The organism is Bradyrhizobium sp. USDA 4454 (assembly GCF_054822705.1).
On the sequence record NZ_JBTRCN010000001.1, the window covers coordinates 7,683,102 to 7,708,744 of the forward strand.

Below are 25,643 nucleotides of genomic sequence, written 5' to 3' on the forward strand. Positions count from 1 at the left end.
CCGAGGCTCCCTCCCCCCTTGCGGGGGCCCCGCAAGGGGGGAGGGAACCCTTCCGCCGGTGCCTTCCTCACATGGGCCTGCTCTACCGTAATCTCAGCCCGCGCAGGCGATCGGCTCGGCTGATCCGTCGTCCTCCAGGACCGCCACTGCTGCAGCGCGGCGGGTCAGCACGGCGCGCTGGTTGATGTAGCCTTTGTCGGTGATCTCCCCGCCATCGACCGAGGCGGGCTCGGCGAGCAGCAGCGCGCGGGTGGCGTGGCCGGAGGAATGACCGCCTTGCGCCTTCAGCCGAGCCAAGCCCTGCCCGATCGCGGAGCGGACCGCGGGATGGCCGATCGCCTCGCGCACATCGGCGCTCTCGGGCAGGCCTGCCAGCGCGCGGCAGGCGGCGAGGTTCGGGAACACCAGGAAGCGCACCTCGTCGCGGCCGTGACCCGCGACGACGATGTCCTGCGCCAGCGGCGCCAGCGCCGCGATGCCGGCGACACGCAACGTGCCGACGCTGACCCAGGTGCCGGAATTGAGCTTGAAATCCTCGGCCACGCGGCCGTCGAAGAACAGGCCGAGATCGGGCCGGTTGGGATCGGCAAACGTGACGGCGTCGCCGATCTTGTAAAAGCCCTCGTCGTCGAAGGCCTGCGCGGTCAGCTCGGGCGCCTTCCAGTAGCCCGGCGTGACATTGGGCCCGCGCACCCGCACCTCGAGCTTGTCGCCCGCCGGCACCAGCTTCAGCTCGGTGCCCGGGATCGGCACGCCGATATTGCCGGAGCGTTTGGCGAGGAAGTGACAATCAGTTGCCAGCGGCGAGGTCTCGGTCGAGCCCCAGGCCGACACCATCGGCAGCCGGTGGCCGACGGTGGCGAACGACAATTCCTCCAGCGCGTCCCACAGATTCTGCGGCAGCGCCGCGCCGGCATAGAACGCGAATTTGGTGCCCTCGAAGAATTTGCGGCGTAGCCCGTCGTCGGTGCGCAGCGCCGCGATCAGCATGTCGAAGCCGCGCGGCACGTTGAAATAGACCGTCGGCACCACGCTGCGCAGATTGGCGAGCGAGGTCGCAAACAGGCCCGGCGCCGGCTTGCCGCCGTCGATATAGAGCGTGCCGCCGTTGCGCAGCACGAGGTTGAAATTGTGGTTGGCGCCGAAGGTGTGGCTCCAGGGCAGCCAGTCGAGGATCACGAGTTCTCTGCCGGCCTGCTCGAGGAACGTCCAGGTCTGCGCCTTGGCCTGCTGGCTCGAGGTCAGCATGCGCTGGGTGTTGATCACGGCTTTCGGCGCGCCGGTCGAGCCCGAGGTGAACAGGAATTTTGCGATCGTGTCCGGCGTCACCGCGGCAAAGGCCTTTGCCACTTCTGGCGATTCCGGTGTCGATGCGATGGTGCGGAACGCCAATGCCCCAACATCGTCGGGATTGCCGCTGACGACGGTCGCGCGATGCAGCGGCGCAATCGCGGCGAACGCCGCCGCGAACGGCTTGGTGCTCGCGACATAGATCGCGCCGGGATCGAGCAGGCTGATCATGCTCTTCAGCTTGTCGAAGTCTTTCGACATCAGCGAATAGGCCGGCGAGATCGCGGCCGAGGGCACGCCGACATGCTGGGCGGCGAGCGCGAACAGCGCGTGGTCGATGCCGTTGTCGGAGAGGATGACGAGCGGTCGCTCGGCGCTCAGCCCCTGCGCCAGGACCCACGACGCGGCGCGCCGCACGATGCCGAGCGCCTCGCGATAGCTGACGGTGCTCCAGGGCGCCTCGGTGCTGGCGCGCTCGCCGAGGAAGATGCGATCCGGCGCTTGCCGCGCCCAGTGCTCCAGCCAGTCACCGACGCAGCGGGCGCCGTCTTGCAGCGGCGTGGTGGATCGAACCAGGATGCTGCCGTCGTCGCGTCTGACGGCAACGATCGCGGGCGTCGCGAACAGGCCGTTCGGATTGTCACCGCTGGCGGTGGCGATCGTCATGGTTTCCTCCCACCCGCGTTTTGCGGGATCGCGCTGCAACATGGTGTGGCGACGCAAACCCGGCCGGGCTGTTGGCGATAATGTTGCGGAGATCAATTGTTGTCGTCAACAACAATCTTTCCCTCCCACCTCAGGCGCGCTAGCCTCGCGGGGTCATGGCAAGCCAGCAAAAGACATCGCGCAAGACGGCAGCAACGGCAGCGGAAATCCGCCGCCTCCGCGCACGGGCGACCAATGGCGGGGCGCATGCCGGCGACGCCGGCGATGACATCGGCCTCGACGCGCTGGTCGGCCACGCCGGCTATGCTGTGCGGCGCTTCCAGCTCTGGATCTTCCAGGACTTCATCAAGACGCTGGCGACCGTCGATATCCGCCCGACCCAATATTCGGTCATGACCGTGATCGGGGCCAATCCGGGCCTGAGCCAGATGGCGGTCGCCAAGCGACTCGGGATCGAGCGCGCGCGGCTGGTGCATCTGCTCGACAGCCTGGAGGAGCGCGACTTCGTCAGCCGCATCCCGTCCGCCACTGACCGCCGCTCCCACGCGCTGCACCTGACCGCGCGCGGCAAGACCGCGCTGGCGCAATTCAAGCGCCTCGCCGCCGAGCATGAGCGGCATGTGGCCGAGAAGATCGGCAAGGACAATCGCGAGCGGCTGCTGCAGATCCTCGCCTGCTTCACCTGATCTTGCGACTGGGTTTTGGCCTGGTCACACCTGCCTGAAGATTAGGCACATACATTCTCAAGCGTGGCTTACTCCGGCTCCCAGCGAGCATTTCAAGCGGCTGATATTATGTGATAATTCGTCGCTCAGCGGCACGGACGAATTGTACACAATGGCACATGGCTTGCTTCGATCAGGCTGCAATTCCCTCGCGGCGGTGCCGCACCAGAGACGAGGTCAACCACGTGACTGAAACTGTCGCCGCGATCGTTGCCGCACACCGCGCCGGGACCATGACGCCGGCGCAAACCGTGGCGCGCAGCTACCAGCGCATCCGCGACCACAACGACCCCGCCATCTTCATCAGCCTGCGCGACGAGCAGGACGCACTCGCCGAAGCCGCGCGCCTCACGGACCCGACGCTGCCGCTTTATGGCGTACCGGTCGCCGTGAAGGACAATATCGACGTCGCGGGATTGCCGACCACCGCCGCCTGCCCGGCGTTCGCCTACACGCCGTCGAAGGATTCCACCGCGGTCGCGAGACTGCGCGCGGCCGGCGCGATCATCATCGGCAAGACCAATCTCGACCAGTTCGCGACCGGCCTGGTCGGCGTGCGCTCGCCCTACGGCATTCCCAAAAATCCGGTGCGCGCCGATCTGGTGCCGGGGGGATCGAGCTCAGGCTCGGCGGTCGCAGTCTCCGCGGGCCTGGTACCGCTGTCGCTCGGCACCGACACCGCCGGCAGCGGCCGGGTGCCGGCGATGCTCAACAACATCGTCGGCCTCAAGCCGAGCCTCGGGTTGATCTCGAACGCGGGGCTGGTGCCGGCCTGCCGCACGCTCGACTGCATCTCGGTATTCTCGCTCACCGTCGACGATGCGCTGGCCGCGCTCGCGGTTATGGCCGGGCCGGACGATACCGATCCGTATTCGCGCGACCGGCCGCTGGCGCCGCTCGCGACATTCCCGACGAAGCTGAAGCTCGGCATTCCCAGGAGCGGCCAGCTGATCTTCTTCGGCGACCGCAAAGCGGAGACCGCCTATGGCGAGGCGCTAAAGCGCTGGCAGGCGCTCGGCGCCGAACTGGTCGAATTCGATCTCGAGCCGTTCTACGAGACCGCGCGGCTGCTCTACGAGGGCCCCTGGGTTGCCGAGCGCTACCTCGTGATCCGCGACCTGCTGGCGTCGGCGCCGGATGCGATCCATCCGGTGACACGCGAGATCACGATCGGCGGCGCGCGGCTCACCGCGGCCCGACACGTTCTCCGCGCTGTATCGTCTGCAGGCGTTGCGCCGCGTCGCCGCGCGCACCTTCGCGCAGTGTGACGCCATCGTGCTGCCCACCGCCCCGACGGTGTATTCCACCGAGCAGGTGCTGGCCAATCCGATCGAGCTGAACTCTCGGCTCGGCACCTACACCAATTTCGTCAATTTGCTCGATCTCTGCGGCCTGGCGCTGCCGGCGGCGATGCGGACCGATGGCGCACCGTTCGGCATCACGCTGCTGGCGCCTGCCGGCCGCGACGCCGCGCTCGCCGGCATCGGCCGCGTGTTCCACGCCGACACCAAGCTTGCTATCGGCGCCAAGGCGCTGCCGCAGCCGCCGCTCGCTGCAGTGCCGGCGCAAGCCGGGGCCGGCGAGATCACGATCGCGGTGGTCGGTGCGCATCTGTCCGGCATGGCGCTGAACCACGAATTGACGACGCTCGATGCGCGCCTGCTGGAAGAGACCGTCACCGCGGCGGACTACAAGCTCTACGCGCTCGACACCACGCCGCCGAAGCCCGGCATGCTGCGCGTCGAGGCCGGTGCTGGCCATGCGATCAAGCTCGAGCTGTGGGCGATGTCGCCGGCTGCGTTCGGCACATTCGTCGCCGCGATCCCGCCGCCGTTGTCGATCGGCACCATCCGGCTCGCCGACGGGCGCGAGGCCAAAGGCTTCATCGTCGAGCCCGCCGCGATCACCGGCGCGACGGATATCTCGGCCTATGGCGGCTGGCGCGCGTTCATGGCGGAGCGGGCGAAGGTGTAGCAGCCTTCGTCATTCCGGGGCGCGCGCAGCGCGAGCCCGGAATCCATCGGGCCGCGGTGACGGTTGCTGGAAGCGCCCCGCGACCAAATCATCTACGTCATATGCAGAGTGATGGATTCCGGGCTCACGCTTCGCGTGCCCCGGAATGACGGGAGCTGTCTACACCGACACCGCGTAGGTCTCGTATTCCCCGCGCACCTGCTCGATATGGGCGCGCATCGCGGCCGCGGCGCCTTGCTTGTCGCCGCGCAGGATGGCGACGACGACGCGGTCGTGCTCGGCATGGGACTTTGCAAGGCGCCCAAGGTTGCGGAACTGGGCGCGACGGAACGGCTGCACCCGCACCCGCGTCGCCAGGGTGATCTCGGCGATATAGGCGTTCTGCGAGCCGGCATAGATCACGTTGTGAAAGCGCTCATTGACCTCGTGGAAGCGCTCGGGATTGCCGGTGTAGCTCAATACCCTGAGCTCCTCATGGACCGCCTCCAGCGCGTGACGCTCGGCCGGCGTCATCCGCTCGGCGGCAAGGCCGGCGCAGATCGCTTCCAGCTCGGCCATCGCCTCGAACATGCCGGTAAGCCGCTCGAGCGAGGGCCGCGCCACCACCGCGCCACGATGCGCGCGGGCATCGATCAGGCCGCTGGCGGCAAGCTGCCGCAGCGCCTCGCGCACCGGGGTGCGCGACACGTTGAACCGGCGCGCAAGGTCGGTCTCGTCGAGAGCGGCGCCGGGCGGCAGCGTGCCGCGCACGATCTCGTCGGCGAGTTGCAGGCGCAACTCCTCGGCGCGGGTGATCTTGTCGGCCAGCGACGACGGGCGATCGACGCGCGGCACCAGCGGCTCGGCCTCGGCCGGCTGCGGCGCGCGGGTCGGAAGATCGTCCAGGCTCATGGTTCAAGCGCTCGTGTTCAAACGCCTTTGGGCTCGTCGATGACGCTGACATGGGCCGCAACGATTCTCCAGCCCTCGGGGAAGCGAATCCACGTCTGCATCTGCCGCCCTACCCTACCCGGAGCGCTGTCCCGGTAGAACAGCGTCGAAGCGATCGCGGTGTCGCGGCCATAGGCCGTGATCACGGTACGGTCGATCCTGCGCATCAGGCCGACCGGCGAGCGCCCGGCCCGAAACGCCGTGATCTCGGCGTAGCCATAGAGGTTCTCGCCGATGCCGTAGCGCAGCGTGCGGCTGTCGTTGCGGAACAGCTCGTCGAGCACGGCAACATCGTTCGACACCAGCGCCGCCTCGTAGCGCTGGAACTGCGCCGTCACCTCGGCGACCACGTCGGGAAGATCGACATCCATAATTAGAGCCCCCTCGGCGCCGGAGCCGCGGCGACACCGATCTGTTCCAGAGCATAGGCGACCCGCAACGCGATGTCCTCGCGCCAGGGCGGGGCGATGATCTGCACGCCGATCGGCAGCGGTTCCAGCGGCACCGGCACGGCTACGACGGGCAGGCCGATGAAGGAGATCGGCTGGGTATGGATGCCGATATTGGCGCGCACTGGAAGCTCGACACCGTCGAGCGTGAAATTGACCTGCCCGAGCTTCGGCGCGGTGCATGGCGTCGCCGGCGCCAGGATCACGTCGACCGACCGGAACAGTTCCAGCATCCTGGCGCGGAACCAGCGGCGGAATTTCTGCGCCCTGTCGACATAGACCGCCGGCACCATCGCGCCCGCGATGAAGCGGTCGCGCACCGCCGGATCGAAATCATTCGGACGCTTGCGCAGCCGGTCCAGATGCAGCGCGGCGCCCTCGGTCGTGGTGATGATGTAGGCCGCGGCGCGGGCGCGCGCGGCTTCCGGCAACTCGACAGTCCGCGTGGCGCCGAGCGCCTTGGCGACGCGCGCGACCGCTTCGACCGCCTCCGGAAACACGTTCTGCTGGAAATAGCCGCCCGCGATCGCGACCCGCAGCCCGCGGACATCATTGGCCAGCAGCGGCACGGTCGGCTCGACCGACTGCACGATGCAGGCCGGATCGTCGGCGTCGGGTCCCTGCATCGCGTCATAGGCCAGCGCGAGATCCTTCACATTGCGCGCCAGCGGACCGAGGTGATCGAGGCTCGCCACGAACGGATAGGAGCGCGCGCGCGACAGCCTTCCATAGGTCGGCTTCAGGCCAAAGATGCCGCAGAACGACGACGGCACCCGGATCGAGCCGTTGGTGTCGGAGCCGAGCGCGATCGGCACCAGCGCGCCGCCGACGGCGCTGCCCGAGCCGCCCGAGGAGCCGCCGGTCATCCGCGTCGGATCGTGCGGATTGCGAGACGGGCCGTCATGCACGTTCTCGCCGGTGAAGTCGTAGGCGTATTCGCCCATGTTGAGCGCGCCGACCAGCACGGCGCCGGCCGCCTCCATCCGCTCGATCAGCGTGGCATCGCGCGGCGACGGCGGCAGGTCACGGTTGATCTTGGAGCCGGCGCGGGTCGAGAGGCCCTCGACGTCGAACAGGTTCTTCACCGCAAAGGGCACGCCGGCGAGCGGGCCGACCGGTTGGCCCGCCGCGATCGCGGCATCGATCGCCTTGGCCCTGGCGCGGGCGCGCTCGGCCGTGACGTCGGTGAAGGAGTTGAGCACCGTGTCGTGCGCCGTGATGCGCGCGAGCGCAGCCTCGGTCGCGGCGAGGGCCGTGAGCTTGCGGTTTGAGACGGCCTGCGCGATTTCGGCGGCCGACAGGGAAGCTGGAGTTTCGGACATCGCGATCTCAGGTCGAATAGACGGCGGCGGAGACGATGTCATCCGGCAGCGGGAAGTCATCGACCAGCTTCGCCAGCCGCAGCGAGACCTCGAGATTGGCGCGCACCGCCGGCCGCCAGGCGTCCTCCAGCGGCAGCCCCATCGCGCGGGCAACGGCATTCATGTAGTCGTCGAGATGATCGGCCATTTCGCTTCCAATGAGTTTCTCAGGCAACCGGCAACGGCGGATGCGGGATCGCCGTCAGCAGCTCCCTTGTATAGGCATCCTGCGGATTGCCCAAGACGTGTTCGGACGTGCCCTGCTCGACGATGCGGCCGGCGCGCATCACGATGACGCGATCACACAGCAGGCGGACCACGTTGAGGTCGTGCGACACGAACAGATAACTCATGCCCATCGACTGCTTGAGGTCCTGCAGCAGATTGAGCACCACGGCCTGCACCGAGACGTCCAGCGCCGCGGTCGGCTCGTCGAGGATCACGAGCTTCGGGTGCAGCGCGATCGCGCGCGCGATGCCGACGCGGGCCTTCTGGCCGCCGGACAGCTGGTGCGGAAAGCGATCCAACAGATTGACCGGCAAGCCGACCAGCCGCGCCAGCTCCTCGCAGCGGTCACGCAGCGCGTCACGCCCCTTGATGTCGCCGAGCTGCATGATCGGGTCGGCGATCGCGCGCGCCGCGGTGAAGCGCGGGTTGAGGCTGTCGGTCGGGTCCTGGAACACCATCTGGATCTGGCTGCGCCGCGGCAGCCGCGCGAAGGACTGCGGCAGGATGCCGCCAATGTCCTCGCCGTCGAACACGATGCGACCGGAGGTCTGGTCGAGGAGGCGCATCACCATCATTGACGTCGTGGACTTGCCGCAGCCGGATTCGCCGACCAGCCCGACGCTCTCGCCGTGGTCGATCGAGAAGCTGATGCCGTCGACGGCGCGGAAGATGTCCTCCTCGACCGGCGGCTTGCGGCCGAACAGCTTTGTCAGCATCGAGCCGGCGCCCTGACGGGGATATTCCTTGACGAGCTTCTCGACGGATAGAAGTGGTTGCTCGCGTTCCACCGGCGTGGGCTCGGCCGCAGTCGCGGTATCTGCGGGCGCCTCGGCGTCCTCCGGCAGCAGATCGCGCAATGACACCCCGAGCCGCGGCGTCGCGCGCATCAGCTTCCTTGTGTAGTCGTGCTGGGGCGCGGCGAAGATGTCGGCCGATTTCGCGGTCTCGACCACGCGGCCCTTCTCCATCACCACGACGCGGTCGCAATAGGCCGCTGCAAGGCCGAGGTCATGCGTGATCAGGATGGTCGACATCGCGCGGCGCTTCGTCAGCTCGACGATCAAATCCATCACCGCCTTCTGGGTGGTGACGTCGAGGCCGGTGGTCGGCTCGTCCGCGATCAGGAGCTGCGGGTTGCAGGCCAGCGCCAGCGCGATGACGACGCGCTGGCACATGCCGCCGGACAGTTCGAACGGGTAGGCGTGATAGCGCTCGCGCGGCCGCGCGATCTTGACCTGCTCCAGCGCCTCGATCGCGGTCTCGCCGCGATCGGTGACCTGTGCCTGCTGCACGTGCTGGCGCAGCACGTCCTCGATCTGGTGCCCGACCTTGCGGATCGGATTGAGCGCTGCGCGCGGATTCTGGAAGATCATCGAGACTTCGCGGCCGCGCAGATCGCGCATCTGGCTTTCGCTCGCCGCCTTGACGTCGATGCCGGAGAACATCACGGAGCCGTCGGCGATGCGGCCGGCGCGGTCGAGGATCCGCATCACCGCGTATGACGTCACCGACTTGCCGGAGCCGGACTCGCCGACGATGCCGACGGTCTCGCCCTTGGCCACGGAGATGTTGACGTGCTGCACCGCCTTGACGATGCCGCGGCGGGTGGTGAACTCGACGGTGAGGTCCTGGACGTCGAGCAATGGCTGGGCGGTCATGTTCGTCCCTCATGCGAGGTGCGAGCCAAAAGCCTGCAGAACAACCCCATGCAAAGGAGCGGCGAGGTAATAGGACACCGTGACGAGACCGTCATCACGTCCTCCGCTGCGGGTCGACGATGTCGCGCAGGCCGTCGCCGAGCAGGTTGAAGCAGAACACCGCGATCATCAGCGCAAGGCCGGGGAATAGGGCGATCCACCATTCGCCCGAGACCATGAAGCCGGCGCCCTCGGCGACCATGATGCCCCATTCCGCGGTCGGCGGCCGGACGCCGAGCCCGATGAAGGACAGGCCCGCGGCGTTGAGGATCGCGTAGCCCATGGTCAGCGACATCTGCACGATCATGATCGGCATGATGTTGGGCAGGATGTGCCCGAGCAGGATGCGGTATTCGCCATTGCCGGACAGCCGCGCCGCCTGCACGAAGCCGGCGTTGCGGCGGACATTGGCTTCGGCGCGCGCGACGCGGGCGTAGAGCGGGAAGTTCACGATCGCGGTCGCGATGATGATGTTCTGCACGGTGTTGCCGAGCGCGGCGACGATGCCCATCGCCAGCACGAACAGCGGAAACGCCATGATGGTGTCGGCGATGCGGCCGACGATGCGGTCGGTCCAGCCGCCGAAATAGCCGGCGGCGATGCCGGCGAGCCCGCCCATCAGGAACACCAGCACGACGGAGGCGACCGCGATGAAGGTGTCGAGCCGTGTCGCCACGATGACGCGGCTGAAGATGTCGCGGCCGAGCTGATCGGTGCCGAACCAGTGCGCGGCCGACGGCGGCTTCAATGCCGCCGCGGTGTCGGAGGCGAGCGGGTCGTAGGGCACGACGTAGGGGCCGAACAGCGCGGCGAACATGATCAGGATCAGCAGCGCGAAGGCAAAGCCCGTGACCTTGTTCTCGCTCAGCACGTAGCGGGTCTGCTCCAGCACCGCGGCGAGTCCGGACGTGCGGGCGGGACCTGCGGGTTCGACGGTCGGTGCAACGGTGCTCATGCTCTATCCCTCCAGCCTGACGCGGGGATCGATCACGCCATAGAGGATGTCGATCAGGAGATTCAGCAGCACGTACATGACCGCCATGGTCAGCACAAAGCCCTGCACGGGCGCGAAGTCGGATGCGATCAGCGCCTCGACCGCGTAGGAGCCGATGCCGGGCCAGGCGAACACCTTCTCCACCAGCACGTTGGCCCCGAGCAGGAACGAGAACACCATGCTGAGCGTGGTGATGACCGGCAGCATCGCATTGCGGAACGCGTAGGTGACGATCACCTTGCCGGGCGACAGCCCGCTGGCGCGCGCGGTGCGGACGAAATCCGACGCCAGCACTGCCAGCATCGAGGCCCGCGTCATGCGCGCGATCGGCGCCAGCGAGAAGATCGCAAGCGTCACCGCCGGCAGGATCAACTGGCTAAACGCAGAACGAAACGCCTCGAAGTCGCGCGCGATCAGCGTGTCGATCAGGTAGAAGCCGGTGACGGTCGGCGGCGCGCTGTAGAACACGTCGAGCCGGCCGAGCGGCGCCGGCGCCCAGCCGAGCCGGAAATAGAACAAATAAACCAGCACCAGCCCGGTGAAGAACACCGGCAGCGAGACGCCGGCCGTGGTGGTGACGCGGCAGAGATGGTCGATCCAGGAGCCCGGCCGCGTCGCCGCCAGCACGCCGAGCGGAATCGCGATCACGATCGAGACGACGAGGCCGAGCAGCGTGAGCTCGGCCGATGCGGGCAGACGGTTGCGCAATTCGGCCGCGACCGGCTGGCCCGTGGTCAGCGAGGTGCCGAGATCGCCATGGGCGAGATCATTGGTGTAGCGGACGAACTGCTCGATCAGCGGCTTGTCGAAGCCGAGCTTCTTCCTGATCTGCTCGACCGCCTCCTTGGTTGCCGCAGGCCCTGCAAAATACGCCGCCGGATCGCCCGGCAGCGCACGCGTCAGCAGGAACGTCACGATCACGACCCCGATCAGCGACGGGATCGCGAACAGCAGCCGCTTGCCGATCAGCGACAGCATGGCGCGCTCCCGATCCAATCACACCACACGCACCGCCGTCTGGGCTTACCCCTCTCCCTGCCCCTCCCCCGCAAGGGGGGAGGGAATGAGAGAGCAGTGCGCACCTCACGTGGGTGAAGAGCCGACACGACATCATGCAAAGCCACAACGGGACTGGATGGGCTCCCTCCCCCCTTGCGGGGGAGGGTTGGGGAGAGGGGTGCCGCTTGCTCCGATGCGAGATGCAGCGCCGCGCTGATCCGCGCGTGAGGCCGCGAATGGTTTGGCGCGATCTCGCCCGGCGTCGTGCTTGCGAGTTCGCGGCGCACCCCTCTCCCCACCCTCCCCCGCAAGGGGGGAGGGAGCCTGAGAGGCGTGCTCACCTCACGGGAAACCGTATCTGCCAGAGCTTCGTGGACGGAGCGCATCACGACGCCCCTTCGCAACGGCAAAGCCACAACGGGACTGGATGGGCTCCCTCCCCCCTTGCGGGGGAGGGTTGGGGAGAGGGGTGCCGCTTGCTCCGATGCGAGATGCAGCGCCGTGCTGATCCGCGCGCGAGGCAGCGAAGGATTGGGCACCATCTCGCCTGACGTCGTCCTACCGCGTTCGCGGCGCACCCCTCTCCCCACCCTCCCCCGCAAGGGGGGAGGGAGCCTGAGAGGCGTGCTCACCTCACGGAAACGAACGCCATATGCCGATGCGTGCAAGACCATCGACATGATCCCTCACCCCTTCGCCATCGCGCGGTAGTCGAGGCGGCGGTGGAACCAGTACTCGTAGCCGGAGATGTTCTTCTGCATCGCGACGTTGACGAAGGGCTGATAGAGCGGGATGCGCGGGATGTCGGTGAAGGCGAGATCGACGAAGCCCTTGACGTCGGCGTCGTAGGCCGCGGTGTCGCCGTTGGCGGCAGCGATGCGCGCGCCGTCGATCAGCTTGTCCATCTCCGGCGACTTGTAGCTCATGGTGTTGAAGACGGAATTGTTGCCGTGATAGCACCAGTAGAAGAAGTACTCGGGGTAATCGAGCCAGCCCGAGAACACGTTGGTGAACAGCGGCATTTCCTTCTTGTTCAATTCGGTGCGCCAGTTGGCGCCGGGCACCTTGTTGATGGTGGCCTTGATGCCGAGCTGCGCCAGGCTCTCCTGCACCAGCACGCAGAGCGGCTCGTTCACGCCGGCGAAATTCAGGTCGAACGAGATCGTGGTCTCGAAGCCATTGGCGTAGCCGGCTTCAGCGAGCAGCGCCTTGGCCTTCTCCATGTCGGTGTTGTATTTGGTCGGCTGCGGCCACGCGACCTCGGTCGGTCTGTCCTTCGGTGCGCCGAACATCGGGTTGCCGAGACCGAACAGCACCGCATCCATGATCTTCTGGTACGGCATCGCGTAGGCCATCGCCTGCCGCACCTTGGGATTGTCGAACGGCGGCTTGGTGACGTTCATGCCGATATACTGGATGCCGTTGGAGAACGGCAGCGAGACCACGTTGAGCTTGCCGTTGGCCTTCATCTCCTGAAAGTCCTTGAACGGCAGCTCGTAGGAGATATCGGCATCGCCGCGCTCGAGCAGCGCACGGCGATTGCCCGCCTGCGGCACCATGCGCCAGATCACGCGCTTAAGCTTCGGCAGCGGACCCGAGACCCACTCGTCGTTGCGCTCCATGACGACTTCGGTGCCGGCGGTCCATTTGGTCACCTTGTAGGCGCCGGAGCCCGCGGTCTGTTGCTTGGTGAATTCGAGACCCCAGGGATCCTTCTCGCTGGCGTTCTTCTTGACGAGTTCGGAGTTGACGACACAGGGCACGATGACCGCGAGGTCGGGGATCGTCAGCCTGTCCTTCTTGAGGAAGTCGACGCGCACCGTATAGTCATCGACGATGACGAACTGCTCGGGCTTGGTCAGCGAGCCCGCGCTCATCTGGAAGGCCGGAAAGCCGCCGACAGAGACGGCACGATCGAGCGACCATTTGACATCCTTCGCCGTCACCGGCGCGCCGTCGTGGAATTTGGCGTTCTTGCGCAGCTTGAAGGTGACCGACATGTCGCCGATGTTGAAGTCCTCGGCGAGCTCACCCTTGAACTTGTCGCGGTCGTAATAGGGCACGCCGCCCGGACCGCTCTTCATCTCGTGGCTGATCAGCCGGTCGTAGCAATTCCACGACACCTCATAGCCGGGCACGTTGGTGCCGACGCCGTGGATATCGAGATTGTTGGGACCGCCCTCGGAGACGATCAGCAGCGTCTCGGAGCGCGCGTCGGCCTTGGCCGGCGACCAGATCGCGGGCGCGGTCGGCGCCAGCGCCCCCGCTGCCAGTCCCGACACCGATTTGAGGAAATCGCGACGCTTCATGTGATGCTCCAACGCCCCGGGGAACGGGCCTTGGAACTTGGTTCGCAAGGATTGTGCCAACCCTTAATGAAAGCTTATGAGGTGCTAATACACTGGAGAGACAGAAGAAGTCGTTATAGGTATCCTGACCGGGAGCCGCCGACGTGCCCGCCATTGCATACAAAGGACGGCTTGCTGCTCAATAAACGAGCAATGCATGAGGCCTGCTCGCTTTCTGGCCGACGATCGACTTCGCCGACAGCTAGGCCGGCCAGATCAGCTCCTGCAACTGAACGAAGTTATCGACCCGGTCCGGCCAGCCCGCGATGCAGATGTGGCGGAGCGGATCGCTGGCCGTGTGCAGCATCATCAGCGCCATCAGCCGCCGCTTCAGCATGAAATTCACCTCAGCTTGCGGGATGCCGAAGCCGTTGAACAGGCTCTGCACCCGTCGCGGATGCCCGGCGGCCATGAAGGCGCTGGGACCGAGCAGATCATACTCTCCCCATCCGGTCCGGACATCGCCGAAGTCGAACAGGCCGGCGAGGTGCCAGCCGTCGGCTCGGCGGTCGAGCAGGAAATTCTCCGGAATGTACTCGCCGGTCAGGATCACCGGCGGCGCGTGCATCGGGATCAGCTCAGTGGCGTCGCGCAGGAGATCGTCGAGCGAGGCGAGGAATTTTGCCGGCAGGCCGAGCCGTTCATGTCGCGCCCTGCACTGCGCGATCTGGGTGCGCAGGAAGGCCTCCCAAGGCTGCCCGAGCGCCAGCAGGTTGCCCGGCGGCACGCGCTGCACCTCGGCGATCACGGCGCCGATCTCGGCCAGCACGCGCTCCCGCTCGGCTTCCGACAGCGCCGGCCAGATCTCTGAACCGACGGTGCCGGCGAGCTGCGTGATGACGAGATACGGCCAGCCGTCGCGCTCGCCCTCCGCGATGAGATCGGGAATCGGAATGCCGAGCCGCCCGCGCAGCTCCGCCAGCGCGCCGCGTTCGGAGACGAATTGCGGACGCAGGAACGGCGGGAACAGTTTTAGGATCAGCTCGCCGCCAAGCCCGACGACGAGATTGGTGCCGGTCGCGAACACATGCGGGGTGCCCCAGGACAGCCCGTGGTGATCGGCGATCTCGCGCGCGACCGCCAGCCAGCGCGAGCTGTCGCCGCGCCAGGCGCGATAGGCGTCGTAGTCGGTGAGGAGTGGAAGGTGCATTTTCGCGATCAATGTAGCCCGGATGAAGCGCAGCGCAATCCGAGCTACAAGTGTTGTTCAATGATTTATCCCCGTCATCCTGAGGAGCGCGTAGCGCGTCTCGAAGGATGAATCGGCCCCGCTGGTGGCCGTCGATCCTTCGAGACGCCGCTTCGCGGCTCCTCCAGCGACAATGGCGTAGCCATTGCGCGGGGATGACGGAGAAGCAGTTGAGCAGACCAGACGGGCCCTCACCTATCCGGATTGGCGCGCTCGAACTGGCGCAGCAGGCGGTTGCCGCGCTCGACGGCGTTGTCCATCGCGGCCTGCGCCGAGCGCTTGCCTGAAAACACCTGCTCGAGCTCCTCCTCGATCACGTCGCGGACCAGGACGAAGGAGCCGAGGCGGACGCCCCTGGACTTATCGGTCGGCGGCTTCAGCGTGACCTCCTCGATCGAGATCGAGGCGCCGGGATTGCGATCGTAGAAGCCCTGCGTGCGGCTGAGATCGAACGCGGCGCGGGTGATCGGCAGATAGCCGGTGTTCTGGTGCCAGGCGGCCTGCACCTCCGGCCGCGACAGATAGGCGAAGAATTTCGCCACCCCGGCATATTCGGCGCGCGGCCGGTCGCGCAGCACCCACAGCGTGGCGCCGCCGATGATCGAGTTCTGCGGCGCGCCCTGCACGTCGGGATCGTACGGCATCATGCCGTAGCCGACCTCGAATTTCGAATTGGCCTTGATGTCGGCGCGGGTGCCCGACGAGCCGATGAAGATGCCGCACTCGCCCTTCTGGAAGCGCGGCTCGGCCGCCTGGCCGCGGCCGCTGTAGTCGAACGACTTGTCGGCCTGCCATTGCGCGAGCTGCGCGATATGACGCATCACGATCGGGTTGTTGAAGACCAGCTGCGCGTCGAGCCCGGCAAAGCCGTTGGCCCTGGTCGCGATCGGCAGATTGTGGAAGGCGGAAAAATTCTCGACATTGATCCAGGATGGCCATGAGGTGGTGAAACCGCACATCGCGCCGGCCGCGCGCAGCCGTTTCGCCATCGTGCCGAGCTCGGGCCAGGTCTTCGGCGGCACACTCGGATCGAGCCCGGCGGAGCGGAACATATCCTTGTTGTAGTAGAGGATCGGCGTCGAGGCGTTGAACGGGAACGACAGCATGTTGCCGTCGACATCGGCATAGTAGCCGGCCACCGCCGGCAGATAGGCCTGCGGGTTGAAAGCCTCCGACTGGTCGCGCATCAATTCGAACACCGGATAGATCGCGCCGCGCGCCGCCATCATGGTTGCGGTGGCAATCTCGTTGACCTGGACGATCGCCGGCTGGCTGCGCGAGCGGAAGGCGAAGATCGCCGCGGTGACGGTCTCGGTATAGTTGCCCTTGTAGGCGGGCACGATCCGGTAGTCGGATTGGGCGGCGTTGAAGTCGGCAGCGAGCTTCTCGAGCTGCTTGCCGAGCTCGCCCGACATCGCGTGCCACCACATGATCTCGGTCGCCGCGCGCGCGGGCGCGATCAGCAGACAGGCTGCGGCGACGAGATGCAGGAGCCTGCAGGCGAGCTTCAAGGTGAACGTCACGACGCGCTATTCCCGGGTGCCGACATGCCCTCAATAAGGCGGCACAACCGCAGATTCAACCGACACCGCAGGTTGCATGGCCGAATTAACGTTTTGGCCGATGGGCGAAGCAGCGCCGTTCTGCTAAAAAAGCGTTGAACCTTTTGCTCCCGCCCTGGACATACATCACAAGGGGAATTGTAGCCTGTGTACCGCCGCGCCGGCCTTTCGCGGATCGTCACGCTTGCCGTCGCGCTGTGGTGCACAGCGGTCTCGGCGAGTGCTTTGGCGCGCGAATTCCGCACCGCCGATACCCAGAACGAGGACTACCCCACCGTCCAGGCGCTGAATTACATGGATCGCCTGATCACCGAGCGCACCGGAGGCAAACACCGCATCGTGGTGTTCCATTCCCGCCAGCTCGGCGAGGAAAAGGAGACGCTGGAGCAGACCCGGGCCGGCGCGATCGATCTGAACCGGACCAATGTCGCGCTGATCGGAACCATGGTGCCGCAGGTCAACGTGCTGGCGATGCCGTTCCTGTTTCGATCGCTGGAGCACCTGCAACATGTGCTGGACGGACCGATCGGCAGCGAGATCCTGAACAGTTTCGAGGCCCACGGCTTTGTCGGACTGACCTTCTACGATTCCGGTGCCCGCTCGATCTACAACAGCGTGCGCGCGGTGCGTTCGCTCGACGACCTCAGGGGGTTGCGGCTGCGCGTGCAGCAATCGGCGCAGATGTCGGCCATGATCCGCGCGCTCGGCGCTGAGCCGGTCGAGATGCCCTACGGCCAGGTGCTGACCGGGCTGGCCAACCGGCTGATTGACGGCGCGGAGAATAACTGGCCGTCTTTCGTCACCACCGGTCACTACAAATACGCCGGCTACTACACCCTGACCCAACATACCGTGAGCCCCGAAGTGCTGGTGATGTCGCAAAAGGCCTGGGCCAGCCTCACGCCGGATGAGCAGACCATCTTCCGCGAGGCCGCACAGCGCTCCAGCCTCTACATGCGTGAGAAGTGGCGGGAGCTCGAGGACCGCTCGCGCAAGCAGGCCGAGCAGGCCGGCGTCAAGGTCGTGACCGACTTCGACCGCAAGCCGTTCGAGGCGGCGATGGCCGGCGTCTATGCCAAGGCGGAACGCGATCCGGCGATGGCGGCGCTGATCGAACGCATCCGCAACCTGGAGTAACCGGATCTTGGCCGCACCAGAGCAGGACGGGACGATGCGACGGCGGGCGGCCTTCGGGCCGCAGGGCCGCTTCCGCATCGTCCAGTTGCTGCGTGCGGTGCCGATCCGCTGGCGCATCCTGTCGATCGCGCTGCTCAACTCCGCGGTCGTGATCGTGCTGGCGGTGCTGATCTGGAACGGCTCCAAGGTGCTCGGCTCGGCCTGGGAGGATGTCCGCCAAGTGCGGGAATCCGACAAGGTCCTGGCCAAGCTGGAAAGCGAGACCAGCCGGCTGCAGAACCTGATCCACCGCTACATCAACCAGCCGAGCCCGGACCTGTTCGCGGAAATCCTGCTGCTGCGCGAGGCCGTGCTCGGCACCCTGACCAACCGGGCCTCGACCGACCCGATGCTGTCGGGCTCGGTCGAGCAGCTGGAGCGCGTCACCAGCCGCTTCCTCGACGGCTTCGGCGAATTGCGCACCGTGCAGACCCAGATCGCCAAGACCTATGACGAGCAGGTGCTGTCGCCGACCAAGGACATGGCCGGGCTGTATTCGATCATCGAGGGCGCCACCGGCCATCGCGACGCGCTGATCTGGCCCGCGCTGGGCAAATCGCGCGAAGCCTTCACCTCGCTCCTGGTCGCCGCCAACGCCTACTACCTCTCGCTTGCCTCCTCGTCGGCCGAGGAAGCCCGCCGCAACATCGATACGATCGAGCGGACGATCCCCGTCATGACCGACCTGGCCGAGAACGATTTGCAGCGCATGGCGCTGGCGCGGCTCAAGGTCAAAACCGCCGAGCTGCGCGACGGGCTCGGCAAGCTCAGCGATCAGCTCACCAACCGCACCGAATTGCTGCGCAACTCGATCGACGCCAGCCAGGCCGACGCGATCGGCGCGATCGACGATCTCTCGGTGAAGATGCGCCAGCGCGAGCAGAAGGCGCAGGAGACGTTCGACCGGACGCTGGCGTCGATCTCGCGTCGGGTGCTGTCGATCGCCGTGATCTTCCTCGGCGTCATCATGTCGGCCGGCGTCATGATCGCGCTGTCGATTCGGCTGCCGCTGGCACAGATCATGGCGGCGATGCGCACCATCACCTCGGGCGATCTGGACCGGCCGGTGCAGGGCACCTCGGCCAAGGACGAGGTCGGCGCCATGGCGCGCGCGGTGGAAGTATTCCGCGAAAACGCCATCGCCAAGCGCAAGACCGAGGACGAGCTGCGCACCGCCAAGGAGAAGGCCGAGAGCGCGCTGTTCGAGCTCAACACCGCGCAGCAGAACCTGATCGATGCCGAGCGCCTCGCCGCGCTCGGCGGCCTGGTTGCCGGCGTCGCCCACGAGGTCAACAACCCGATCGGCATCAGCCTGACGGTGGCCTCGAGCTTCGCCCGCCGCAGCGAGATCTTCGAGAGCGAGCTCCGGACCGAGGCGCTGCGCCGCTCCAAGCTCGACGAATTCGTGCGCGCCTCGCGTGACGCATCGCAGCAACTGGTGTCCAACCTGCAGCGCGCCGGCGAGCTGATCCAGTCGTTCAAGCAGGTCGCGGTCGACCGCTCGCATGCCGAGCGCCGCCAGTTCGCCTTGAGCGAATCGACCGACCAGATCGTGGCGAGCCTCCGCCCGGTGCTGAAGAAGGCCGCGATCGCGCTGTCCGTCGACGTGCCCGAGGGCCTCCTGATCGACGGTTATCCCGGGGCTTATGGCCAGATCTTAACCAATCTTTTCCTGAACGCCGTCAATCATGCGTTTGCCGATGGCCGCTCCGGCAACATCACGATCTCGGCGCGCGGGCGCGGCGCTGATGATGTCGAGATCATCTTCGCGGACGACGGGGCTGGCATGACGCCGGACGTGCAGCGACAGGCGTTCGACCCGTTCTTTACGACGCGGCGCAACGAAGGTGGTACGGGCCTCGGCCTGCATATCGTCTATAACCTGGTCACCCAGCAGCTCGGCGGACGCATGATGCTGGAGTCAAGGGTAGGACAAGGCACAACTTTTCGCATTATCATGCCCAGGATCGCCAAGGGGGCTGCCAAGAGCGAGCCCACGATCACTGACGCAGCAGCCGACGGAAGCAGTCAATGGCCGAACAGGACGATGTCCTCCAACTGATCGACGATACCGAGAGCCCCCCGGAGGACTCGTCGGCCCGCAAATGGAAGATCGCCGTCATCGACGACGACCATGCCGTCCATGAAGGCACCCGCTTCGCGCTCAGCGACTACAATCTGAACGGCGCGACGCTGGAGATCCTCTCGGCCTATTCCGCGGCCGAAGGCCGCACGCTGATGCGGGACAATCCCGACATCGCCGCCGTGCTGCTCGACGTCATCATGGAGACCGACGTCGCCGGGCTCGAGCTCGTCGAATACATCCGCAACGAGATCAAGAACGAGACCGTCCGCATCATCCTGCGCACCGGCCAGCCCGGCCAGGCGCCGGAACGGCGCGTCATCGTGCAGTACGACATCAACGACTACAAGGCGAAGACCGAGCTGACCGCCGACAAGCTGTTCACCTCGCTGACCGCAGCGCTGCGCAGCTACCAGCAGCTCGAGCGCATGGTGCAGACGCGACGCGGGCTCGAGATCATCATCGACGCCGCCTCGACATTGTACGACTTCAAGTCGATGCAGCGGCTGGCCGAGGGCGTGCTGACCCAGCTTGCCTCGCTGCTCAATGTCGATTGCGCCGGCATTCTGGTGCTGCGCGACGACGGCAACGCGGCCGCGTGCGATTTCTCGGTGCTGGCCTGCTCGGGCTGCTACAGCCGCTTCATCGGTACCACCTCGTCGAAGGCGCTCGATCCCGATCTGCGGCACATGGTGGAAGCCGCGTTCCAGGCCCGCAAGAACGAGTTCGCCGACCACCGCAGCGTGCTCTATTCGCGCACCGGCAGCGGCCGCGAGGTGGTGGTGCTGCTGCAGGCCGAGCGCCAGCTCTCCGACACCGACCGCGCGCTGGTCGAGATCTTCTCGAGCCGGCTCTCGATCGCGTTCGACAATGTGATCCTGTACCAGCAGCTGCAGGAGGCCAACACCCAGCTCGAGGACCGCGTCGCGCAGCGCACCCGCGCGCTGATGCAGGCCAACCGGCGGCTGTCGGCGCAGTGGCTGCGGTTGCAGCGCGCCAACGGCTTCAAGAACGAGATCCTCGGCACCGTCGCCCACGACCTGAAGAACCCGCTCGGCGTGATCCTCGGCCGCACCGAGATGCTGACCGAACTGATCGGCGCCGGCTCGCCGAAGGAGAACGTCACCGCGCAGGTCGAGCACATCCGCGATGCCACCAAGCGGCTGACCTCGATGGTCGACCACCTGATCTCGGACGCGATGGCCGACGCCTTCGACATCACCATCCGCCGTGAGCCGGTCGATGTCGCAGCGCTCGTCACCGAGGTCACCGAGGCCAATCTGCCCTCGGCCATCAACAAGCAGCAGAGCATCTCGGTCTCGGGCCCGCAGCATTTCGTCACGATGTGCGACGCCGACCGGATCCGCGAGGCGATCGACAATCTGGTCAGCAACGCCATCAAATATTCGCCGATCGGCGGCAAGATCACGGTCTCGGTCAACCATGAGGGTGACGACACGGTGATCCGAATCGTCGATCAGGGGCCGGGCCTCAGCCCCGAGGACCTCAGCCGGCTGTTCGGCCGGTTCCAGCGGCTGTCGGCCAAGCCGACCGCCGGCGAGAGCTCGACCGGGCTCGGCCTCTCCATCGTCAAGCGCATCATCGACATGCATGGCGGCCATGTGACCGCGCAGAGCCCGGGCCCCGGACAGGGGTCGACCTTTACGGTTACACTGCCGGCGACAGAGACATGAACCAGAACCCGCATATCTTCATCGTCGACGACGAGGCGCCGGCCCGCGAGATGGTCGGCGATTACCTCAAGATGCACGGCTTCGGCGTGACGCTGTGCGACGGCGGCAAGAGCCTGCGCAAGGAGATCGAGAGCAGCACGCCCGATCTCGTGGTGCTCGACCTCAACATGCCCGAGGAAGACGGGCTGTCGATCATTCGTGACCTCAAGAGCAAGATCAACGTCCCCGTCATTATGCTGACAGCTACTGCCAGTCCGATCGACCGGGTGGTCGGGCTCGAGATCGGCGCCGACGATTACGTGGCAAAACCCTGCGAATTGCGCGAGCTGATGGCGCGGATCCGCTCGGTGCTGCGGCGGAGCGGGCCTGCGAAATCAGCCGCGCCGGAACCGGCCGGTAGCAAGGCCCAAAAGGAGCAATTGGTGCGGTTCGGAACCAAATGGCTCGATCTCGAGGCCCAGGCGCTGCGCGACGACGAGGGCAACGAGCATCCGCTGACCGCTTCCGAATTCGGCCTGCTCAAGGTGTTCGCGGCCAACCCGAAGCGCGTGCTGTCGCGCGAGCGGCTTTTGGAACTCGCCAATGCGCGCGACGCCGAAGCCTTCGACCGCGCCGTCGACCTGCGCATCATGCGCATCCGACGCAAGATCGAATTCGATCCGACCAAGCCGTCGGTGATCCGCACCATCCGCGGCGGCGGCTACCTGTTCTCGCCGACGGGGGACAAGGCGTAACGATTCCGGTACCACTTCCGTCATCCCCGCGCAAAGGCTTTGCCTTTGTCGCTGGAGGAGCCGCGAAGCGGCGTCTCGAAGGATGCACGGCCCGGTCCGTGGCCGTCGATCCTTCGAGACGCCTGCTGCGCAGGCTCCTCAGGATGACGGGTCTCAAATTCATCGAATTGGTGTGCGGCACGCACAGAATCCACACAGGTAAGGCTGTCAATCCGCGCAAAAATCCCTAAGTTTCGGCCATGCCGAAAACAGCCTCCAAAGACCCCGCCAAGCCAGCTCCGAAGACCGCCGCCAAGCCCGTTGCCGCCAAGCCCGCGGCGAAGGGCGATCATGTGTTCCTGGTCGACGGCTCGTCCTACATCTTCCGCGCCTACCACGCGCTGCCGCCGCTGAACCGCAAGTCCGACGGGCTGCAGGTCAACGCCGTGCTCGGCTTCTGCAACATGCTGTGGAAGCTGCTGCGCGACATGCCCGAGGACAACCGGCCGACGCATCTGGCGATCGTGTTCGACAAGTCGGAGATCACCTTCCGCAACAAGCTCTATCCGGATTACAAGGCGCACCGGCCGCCGGCGCCCGATGATCTGATCCCGCAATTCGCGCTGATCCGCGAAGCAGTGCGCGCCTTCGACCTGCCCTGCCTCGAGCAGGTCGGCTTCGAGGCCGACGATCTGATCGCGACCTATGCGCGGCTCGCCACCGAGCGCGGCGCGACCACGACGATCGTGTCGTCCGACAAGGACCTGATGCAGCTCGTCACCGACAAGGTCGTGATGTACGACACCATGAAGGATCGCCGCATCGGCCGCGACGAGGTGATCGAGAAATTCGGCGTGCCGCCGGAGAAGGTGGTCGAGGTGCAGGCGCTGGCCGGCGATTCCACCGACAACGTGCCGGGCGTGCCCGGCATCGGTGTCAAGACGGCGGCGCAGCTGATCATCGAATATGGCGACCTCGATCAGTTGCTGTTCCGCGCCACCGAGATCAAGCAGCCGAAGCGGCGCGAGGCGCTGCTGGAGAATGCCGAGAAGGCGCGGATCTCGCGCCAGCTGGTGCTGCTCGACGACAAGGTCGAGCTCGAAGTGCCGCTCGACGACCTCGCCGTGCACGATCCCGATGCGCGCAAGCTGATCGCCTTCCTCAAGGCGATGGAGTTCACCACCCTCACCCGCCGCGTCGCCGAGTATGCGCAGATCGATCCGGCCAATGTCGACGCCGATCCCGGCAACAAGAGCGGCGCCAGCGTGTTCTCGCCGCTGCCGCCGTCGGACGTGACGCCCACGCCCGGCGATGCGCCAACATCGGCTGCGGCACCGGCTGCGAAAGCCAAGCCGACCGGCGCGCGCGACGACAAGAACTCCAACCGCAAGGGCACGCCGGCCATGCTGGCGGAGGCCCGCGGCGAGGCGATCCGCAAGACCGGCTTCGATCGCAAGGCGTACCGGGCGATCGACAGTCTCGATCAGCTCAACGCCGTGATCGCGCGCGCGCACGACACCGGCTATCTCGCGATCGAGGCGATGTCGGAATCGATCGATCCGATGCAGGCCGAGCTGTCAGGACTGGCCTTGGCCGTGGCGCCCAACGACGCCTGCTACATCCCGCTCGGCCACAAGGCGCCCGGCGGCGGCGCCGGCCTGTTCGACGCCGGCCTCGCGCCCGGCCAGATCAAGACCGCCGATGCGCTGAAGGCGCTGAAGCCGCTGCTGGAGTCGACAGGCATCCAGAAGGTCGGCTTCAACGTCAAGTTCACCTCGGTGATGCTGGCGCAACACGGCGTCACGCTGCGCAACGTCGACGATGCGCAGCTGATGTCCTACGCGCTCGATGCCGGCCGCGGCTCGCATGCGCTGGAGGCGCTCGCCGAGCGCTGGTTCGGCCATGCCGTCGTCAATTACGGCGGCCTCGTTGGCAGCGGCAAGGGCAAGCTGACCTTCGATCAGGTCACGATCGACAAGGCGGCCGAATACGCCGCCGAAAGCGCCGATGTGATCCTGCGGCTGTGGCGCGTGCTGAAGCCGCGCCTCGTCGCCGAGCGGATGACGACGGTCTACGAGACGCTGGAGCGGCCGCTGGTCTCGGTGCTGGCGCGGATGGAGCGCCGCGGCATCTCGATCGACCGCCAGGTGCTGTCGCGGCTGTCGGGCGATTTCGCCCAGACCGCGGCGCGGGTCGAGGCCGAGATCCAGGAGATCGCCGGCGAGCCGGTCAATGTCGGCAGCCCGAAGCAGATCGGCGACATCATCTTCGGCAAGATGGGATTGCCCGGCGGCAGCAAGACCAAGACCGGCGCGTGGTCGACCACCGCGCAGGTGCTCGACGAGCTCGCCGAACAGGGCCACGAATTCCCGAAGAAGATCCTGGAATGGCGCCAGGTCTCGAAATTGAAATCGACCTACACCGACGCGCTGCCGAATTACGTCAACCCGCAGACCCATCGCGTCCACACGACTTACGCGCTGGCCGCGACCACGACCGGGCGGCTGTCGTCAAACGAGCCTAATTTGCAGAACATCCCGGTGCGGACCGAGGACGGCCGCAAGATCCGTCGCGCCTTCATCGCGACGCCGGGCCACAAGCTGGTGTCGGCCGACTATTCCCAGATCGAACTGCGGCTGCTGGCGGAGATCGCCGACGTCCCGGTGCTGCGCCAGGCGTTCCGCGACGGGCTCGACATTCACGCCATGACGGCCTCCGAGATGTTCGGCGTGCCGATCAAGGACATGCCGAGCGAGGTGCGCCGCCGCGCCAAGGCGATCAATTTCGGCATCATCTACGGCATCTCGGCGTTCGGCCTCGCCAACCAGCTCGGCATCGCGCGCGAGGAGGCTTCGGCCTACATCAAGAAATATTTCGAGCGCTTCCCCGGCATCCGCGCCTATATGGACGAGACCAAGGACTCCTGCCGCCGCAACGGCTATGTGACGACGCTGTTCGGCCGCAAAATGTACTACCCGGACATCAAGGCTTCCAACGCCTCGGTGCGCGCCTTCAACGAGCGCGCCGCGATCAATGCGCGCTTGCAGGGCACCGCGGCCGACATCATCCGTCGCGCCATGATCCGGGTCGAGGACGCGCTCGCCGAAAAGAAGCTCACCGCGCAGATGCTGCTGCAGGTGCATGACGAATTGATCTTCGAGGTGCCCGACGGCGAGGTCGCGGCGACGCTGCCGGTGGTGCAGAAGGTGATGCAAGACGCACCGTTCCCCGCGGTGATCCTGTCGCTGCCGCTGCAGGTCGACGCCCGCGCCGCCAACAATTGGGACGAGGCGCATTAGAGTCTCGAGAGCGGGGACAGCGGCCGCTCGTCGGTCAAGTAGCGCATCGCTGCGTGCGCGGCGCCGCTCCGAGTAAGGCGAGCACCGGCAGACGGGCTCCCTCCCCCCTTGCGGGGGAGGGTGGGGAGAGGGGTACCACACGACGAGATCTCAACATGAGCTTCGATGACGCGCAGTTCGATATTGCACGAGCCGCGTGTCCATCATCATCTCGCCCGGGGCTACCCCTCTCCCCACCCTCTCCCGCAAGGGGAGAGGGAGCCTGA

Annotated in this window: 17 protein-coding genes and 1 pseudogene; 7 read left to right on the forward strand and 11 right to left on the reverse strand. The window is 66.3% G+C overall.

Going from position 1 to position 25,643, the window contains the following annotated elements:
• Positions 1-93: 93 nt before the first annotated feature.
• Positions 94-1,956 (reverse strand): feruloyl-CoA synthase, encoded by a 1,863-nt coding sequence (locus ACVIW0_RS35795; protein ID WP_461356627.1) that lies wholly within the window; start codon positions 1,954-1,956, stop codon positions 94-96.
• A gap of 155 nt (positions 1,957-2,111) precedes the next feature.
• Here ACVIW0_RS35795 and ACVIW0_RS35800 point away from each other — a divergent pair, with 155 nt between their 5' ends.
• On the forward strand, positions 2,112-2,642 hold the full coding sequence (locus ACVIW0_RS35800) for a MarR family winged helix-turn-helix transcriptional regulator (protein ID WP_461356628.1): 531 nt from the start codon (positions 2,112-2,114) through the stop codon (positions 2,640-2,642).
• Between the two features lie 272 nt (positions 2,643-2,914).
• A pseudogene (atzF, locus tag ACVIW0_RS35805) lies at positions 2,915-4,655 on the forward strand (allophanate hydrolase).
• 159 nt (positions 4,656-4,814) lie between these two features.
• Here atzF and ACVIW0_RS35810 read toward each other — a convergent pair.
• The 10 genes from ACVIW0_RS35810 to ugpB form a co-directional block, all read right to left on the reverse strand.
• Entirely contained in the window at positions 4,815-5,546 is a 732-nt protein-coding gene (locus tag ACVIW0_RS35810; RefSeq protein WP_461356629.1) for a GntR family transcriptional regulator, read from the reverse strand.
• Between the two features lie 17 nt (positions 5,547-5,563).
• Complete coding sequence (hpxZ, locus tag ACVIW0_RS35815) at positions 5,564-5,956, reverse strand: oxalurate catabolism protein HpxZ (RefSeq protein WP_461356630.1); 393 nt, start codon at positions 5,954-5,956, stop codon at positions 5,564-5,566.
• 2 nt (positions 5,957-5,958) lie between these two features.
• Complete coding sequence (locus tag ACVIW0_RS35820) at positions 5,959-7,356, reverse strand: AtzE family amidohydrolase (RefSeq protein ID WP_461356631.1); 1,398 nt, start codon at positions 7,354-7,356, stop codon at positions 5,959-5,961.
• A 7-nt stretch (positions 7,357-7,363) separates the two neighbouring features.
• The gene (locus tag ACVIW0_RS35825; RefSeq protein ID WP_461356632.1) at positions 7,364-7,543 is read right to left on the reverse strand and encodes a DUF4089 domain-containing protein; all 180 of its coding nucleotides are present in this window, start codon (positions 7,541-7,543) and stop codon (positions 7,364-7,366) included.
• A gap of 19 nt (positions 7,544-7,562) precedes the next feature.
• Positions 7,563-9,281, reverse strand: coding sequence for a dipeptide ABC transporter ATP-binding protein (locus tag ACVIW0_RS35830; protein ID WP_461356633.1), 1,719 nt, complete (start codon positions 9,279-9,281; stop codon positions 7,563-7,565).
• Between the two features lie 94 nt (positions 9,282-9,375).
• Positions 9,376-10,275, reverse strand: coding sequence for an ABC transporter permease (locus ACVIW0_RS35835; protein WP_461356634.1), 900 nt, complete (start codon positions 10,273-10,275; stop codon positions 9,376-9,378).
• A gap of 3 nt (positions 10,276-10,278) precedes the next feature.
• A complete protein-coding gene (locus ACVIW0_RS35840) occupies positions 10,279-11,292 on the reverse strand; it encodes an ABC transporter permease (protein WP_461356635.1) in 1,014 nt (337 codons plus the stop codon).
• 707 nt (positions 11,293-11,999) lie between these two features.
• Complete coding sequence (locus tag ACVIW0_RS35845) at positions 12,000-13,622, reverse strand: ABC transporter substrate-binding protein (protein ID WP_461356636.1); 1,623 nt, start codon at positions 13,620-13,622, stop codon at positions 12,000-12,002.
• Positions 13,623-13,863: 241 nt separating this feature from the next.
• Positions 13,864-14,811: an aminoglycoside phosphotransferase family protein gene (locus ACVIW0_RS35850; RefSeq protein ID WP_461356637.1), complete on the reverse strand. Its 948-nt coding sequence runs from the start codon at positions 14,809-14,811 to the stop codon at positions 13,864-13,866.
• A gap of 230 nt (positions 14,812-15,041) precedes the next feature.
• Entirely contained in the window at positions 15,042-16,361 is a 1,320-nt protein-coding gene (gene ugpB, locus ACVIW0_RS35855; RefSeq protein WP_461357523.1) for a sn-glycerol-3-phosphate ABC transporter substrate-binding protein UgpB, read from the reverse strand.
• A 198-nt stretch (positions 16,362-16,559) separates the two neighbouring features.
• On the opposite strand from ugpB, the gene ACVIW0_RS35860 reads away from it, so the two are divergent.
• The 5 genes from ACVIW0_RS35860 to polA all read left to right on the forward strand — a co-directional run bounded on the left by ACVIW0_RS35860 (position 16,560) and on the right by polA (position 25,377).
• A complete protein-coding gene (locus ACVIW0_RS35860; RefSeq protein WP_461356638.1) occupies positions 16,560-17,549 on the forward strand; it encodes a TRAP transporter substrate-binding protein in 990 nt (329 codons plus the stop codon).
• Between the two features lie 34 nt (positions 17,550-17,583).
• Positions 17,584-19,650: a sensor histidine kinase gene (locus ACVIW0_RS35865; protein WP_461356639.1), complete on the forward strand. Its 2,067-nt coding sequence runs from the start codon at positions 17,584-17,586 to the stop codon at positions 19,648-19,650.
• On the forward strand, positions 19,620-21,365 hold the full coding sequence (locus tag ACVIW0_RS35870) for an ATP-binding response regulator (RefSeq protein ID WP_461356640.1): 1,746 nt from the start codon (positions 19,620-19,622) through the stop codon (positions 21,363-21,365). Before ACVIW0_RS35865 ends, ACVIW0_RS35870 begins: the two co-directional genes overlap by 31 nt.
• Complete coding sequence (locus ACVIW0_RS35875) at positions 21,362-22,099, forward strand: response regulator (RefSeq protein ID WP_461356641.1); 738 nt, start codon at positions 21,362-21,364, stop codon at positions 22,097-22,099. Before ACVIW0_RS35870 ends, ACVIW0_RS35875 begins: the two co-directional genes overlap by 4 nt.
• Positions 22,100-22,338: 239 nt before the next feature.
• Complete coding sequence (gene polA, locus ACVIW0_RS35880; protein ID WP_461356642.1) at positions 22,339-25,377, forward strand: DNA polymerase I; 3,039 nt, start codon at positions 22,339-22,341, stop codon at positions 25,375-25,377.
• The last annotated feature ends 266 nt before the right edge of the window (positions 25,378-25,643 follow it).

Excerpts from the sequence above, each read along its gene's own strand:
- ACVIW0_RS35845 (WP_461356636.1), bottom strand. The coding sequence starts at position 13,622 with ATGAAGCGTCGCGATTTCCTCAAATCGGTGTCGGGACTGGCAGCGGGG.
- ACVIW0_RS35875 (WP_461356641.1), top strand. The coding sequence starts at position 21,362 with ATGAACCAGAACCCGCATATCTTCATCGTCGACGACGAGGCGCCGGCC.
- polA (WP_461356642.1), top strand. The coding sequence starts at position 22,339 with ATGCCGAAAACAGCCTCCAAAGACCCCGCCAAGCCAGCTCCGAAGACC.
- ACVIW0_RS35835 (WP_461356634.1), bottom strand. The coding sequence starts at position 10,275 with ATGAGCACCGTTGCACCGACCGTCGAACCCGCAGGTCCCGCCCGCACG.
- ACVIW0_RS35870 (WP_461356640.1), top strand. The coding sequence starts at position 19,620 with ATGGCCGAACAGGACGATGTCCTCCAACTGATCGACGATACCGAGAGC.
- ACVIW0_RS35820 (WP_461356631.1), bottom strand. The coding sequence starts at position 7,356 with ATGTCCGAAACTCCAGCTTCCCTGTCGGCCGCCGAAATCGCGCAGGCC.
- ACVIW0_RS35840 (WP_461356635.1), bottom strand. The coding sequence starts at position 11,292 with ATGCTGTCGCTGATCGGCAAGCGGCTGCTGTTCGCGATCCCGTCGCTG.
- ACVIW0_RS35810 (WP_461356629.1), bottom strand. The coding sequence starts at position 5,546 with ATGAGCCTGGACGATCTTCCGACCCGCGCGCCGCAGCCGGCCGAGGCC.
- ACVIW0_RS35830 (WP_461356633.1), bottom strand. The coding sequence starts at position 9,281 with ATGACCGCCCAGCCATTGCTCGACGTCCAGGACCTCACCGTCGAGTTC.
- ACVIW0_RS35795 (WP_461356627.1), bottom strand. The coding sequence starts at position 1,956 with ATGACGATCGCCACCGCCAGCGGTGACAATCCGAACGGCCTGTTCGCG.
- ACVIW0_RS35865 (WP_461356639.1), top strand. The coding sequence starts at position 17,584 with ATGCGACGGCGGGCGGCCTTCGGGCCGCAGGGCCGCTTCCGCATCGTC.
- ACVIW0_RS35800 (WP_461356628.1), top strand. The coding sequence starts at position 2,112 with ATGGCAAGCCAGCAAAAGACATCGCGCAAGACGGCAGCAACGGCAGCG.
- hpxZ (WP_461356630.1), bottom strand. The coding sequence starts at position 5,956 with ATGGATGTCGATCTTCCCGACGTGGTCGCCGAGGTGACGGCGCAGTTC.
- ACVIW0_RS35850 (WP_461356637.1), bottom strand. The coding sequence starts at position 14,811 with ATGCACCTTCCACTCCTCACCGACTACGACGCCTATCGCGCCTGGCGC.
- ACVIW0_RS35825 (WP_461356632.1), bottom strand. The coding sequence starts at position 7,543 with ATGGCCGATCATCTCGACGACTACATGAATGCCGTTGCCCGCGCGATG.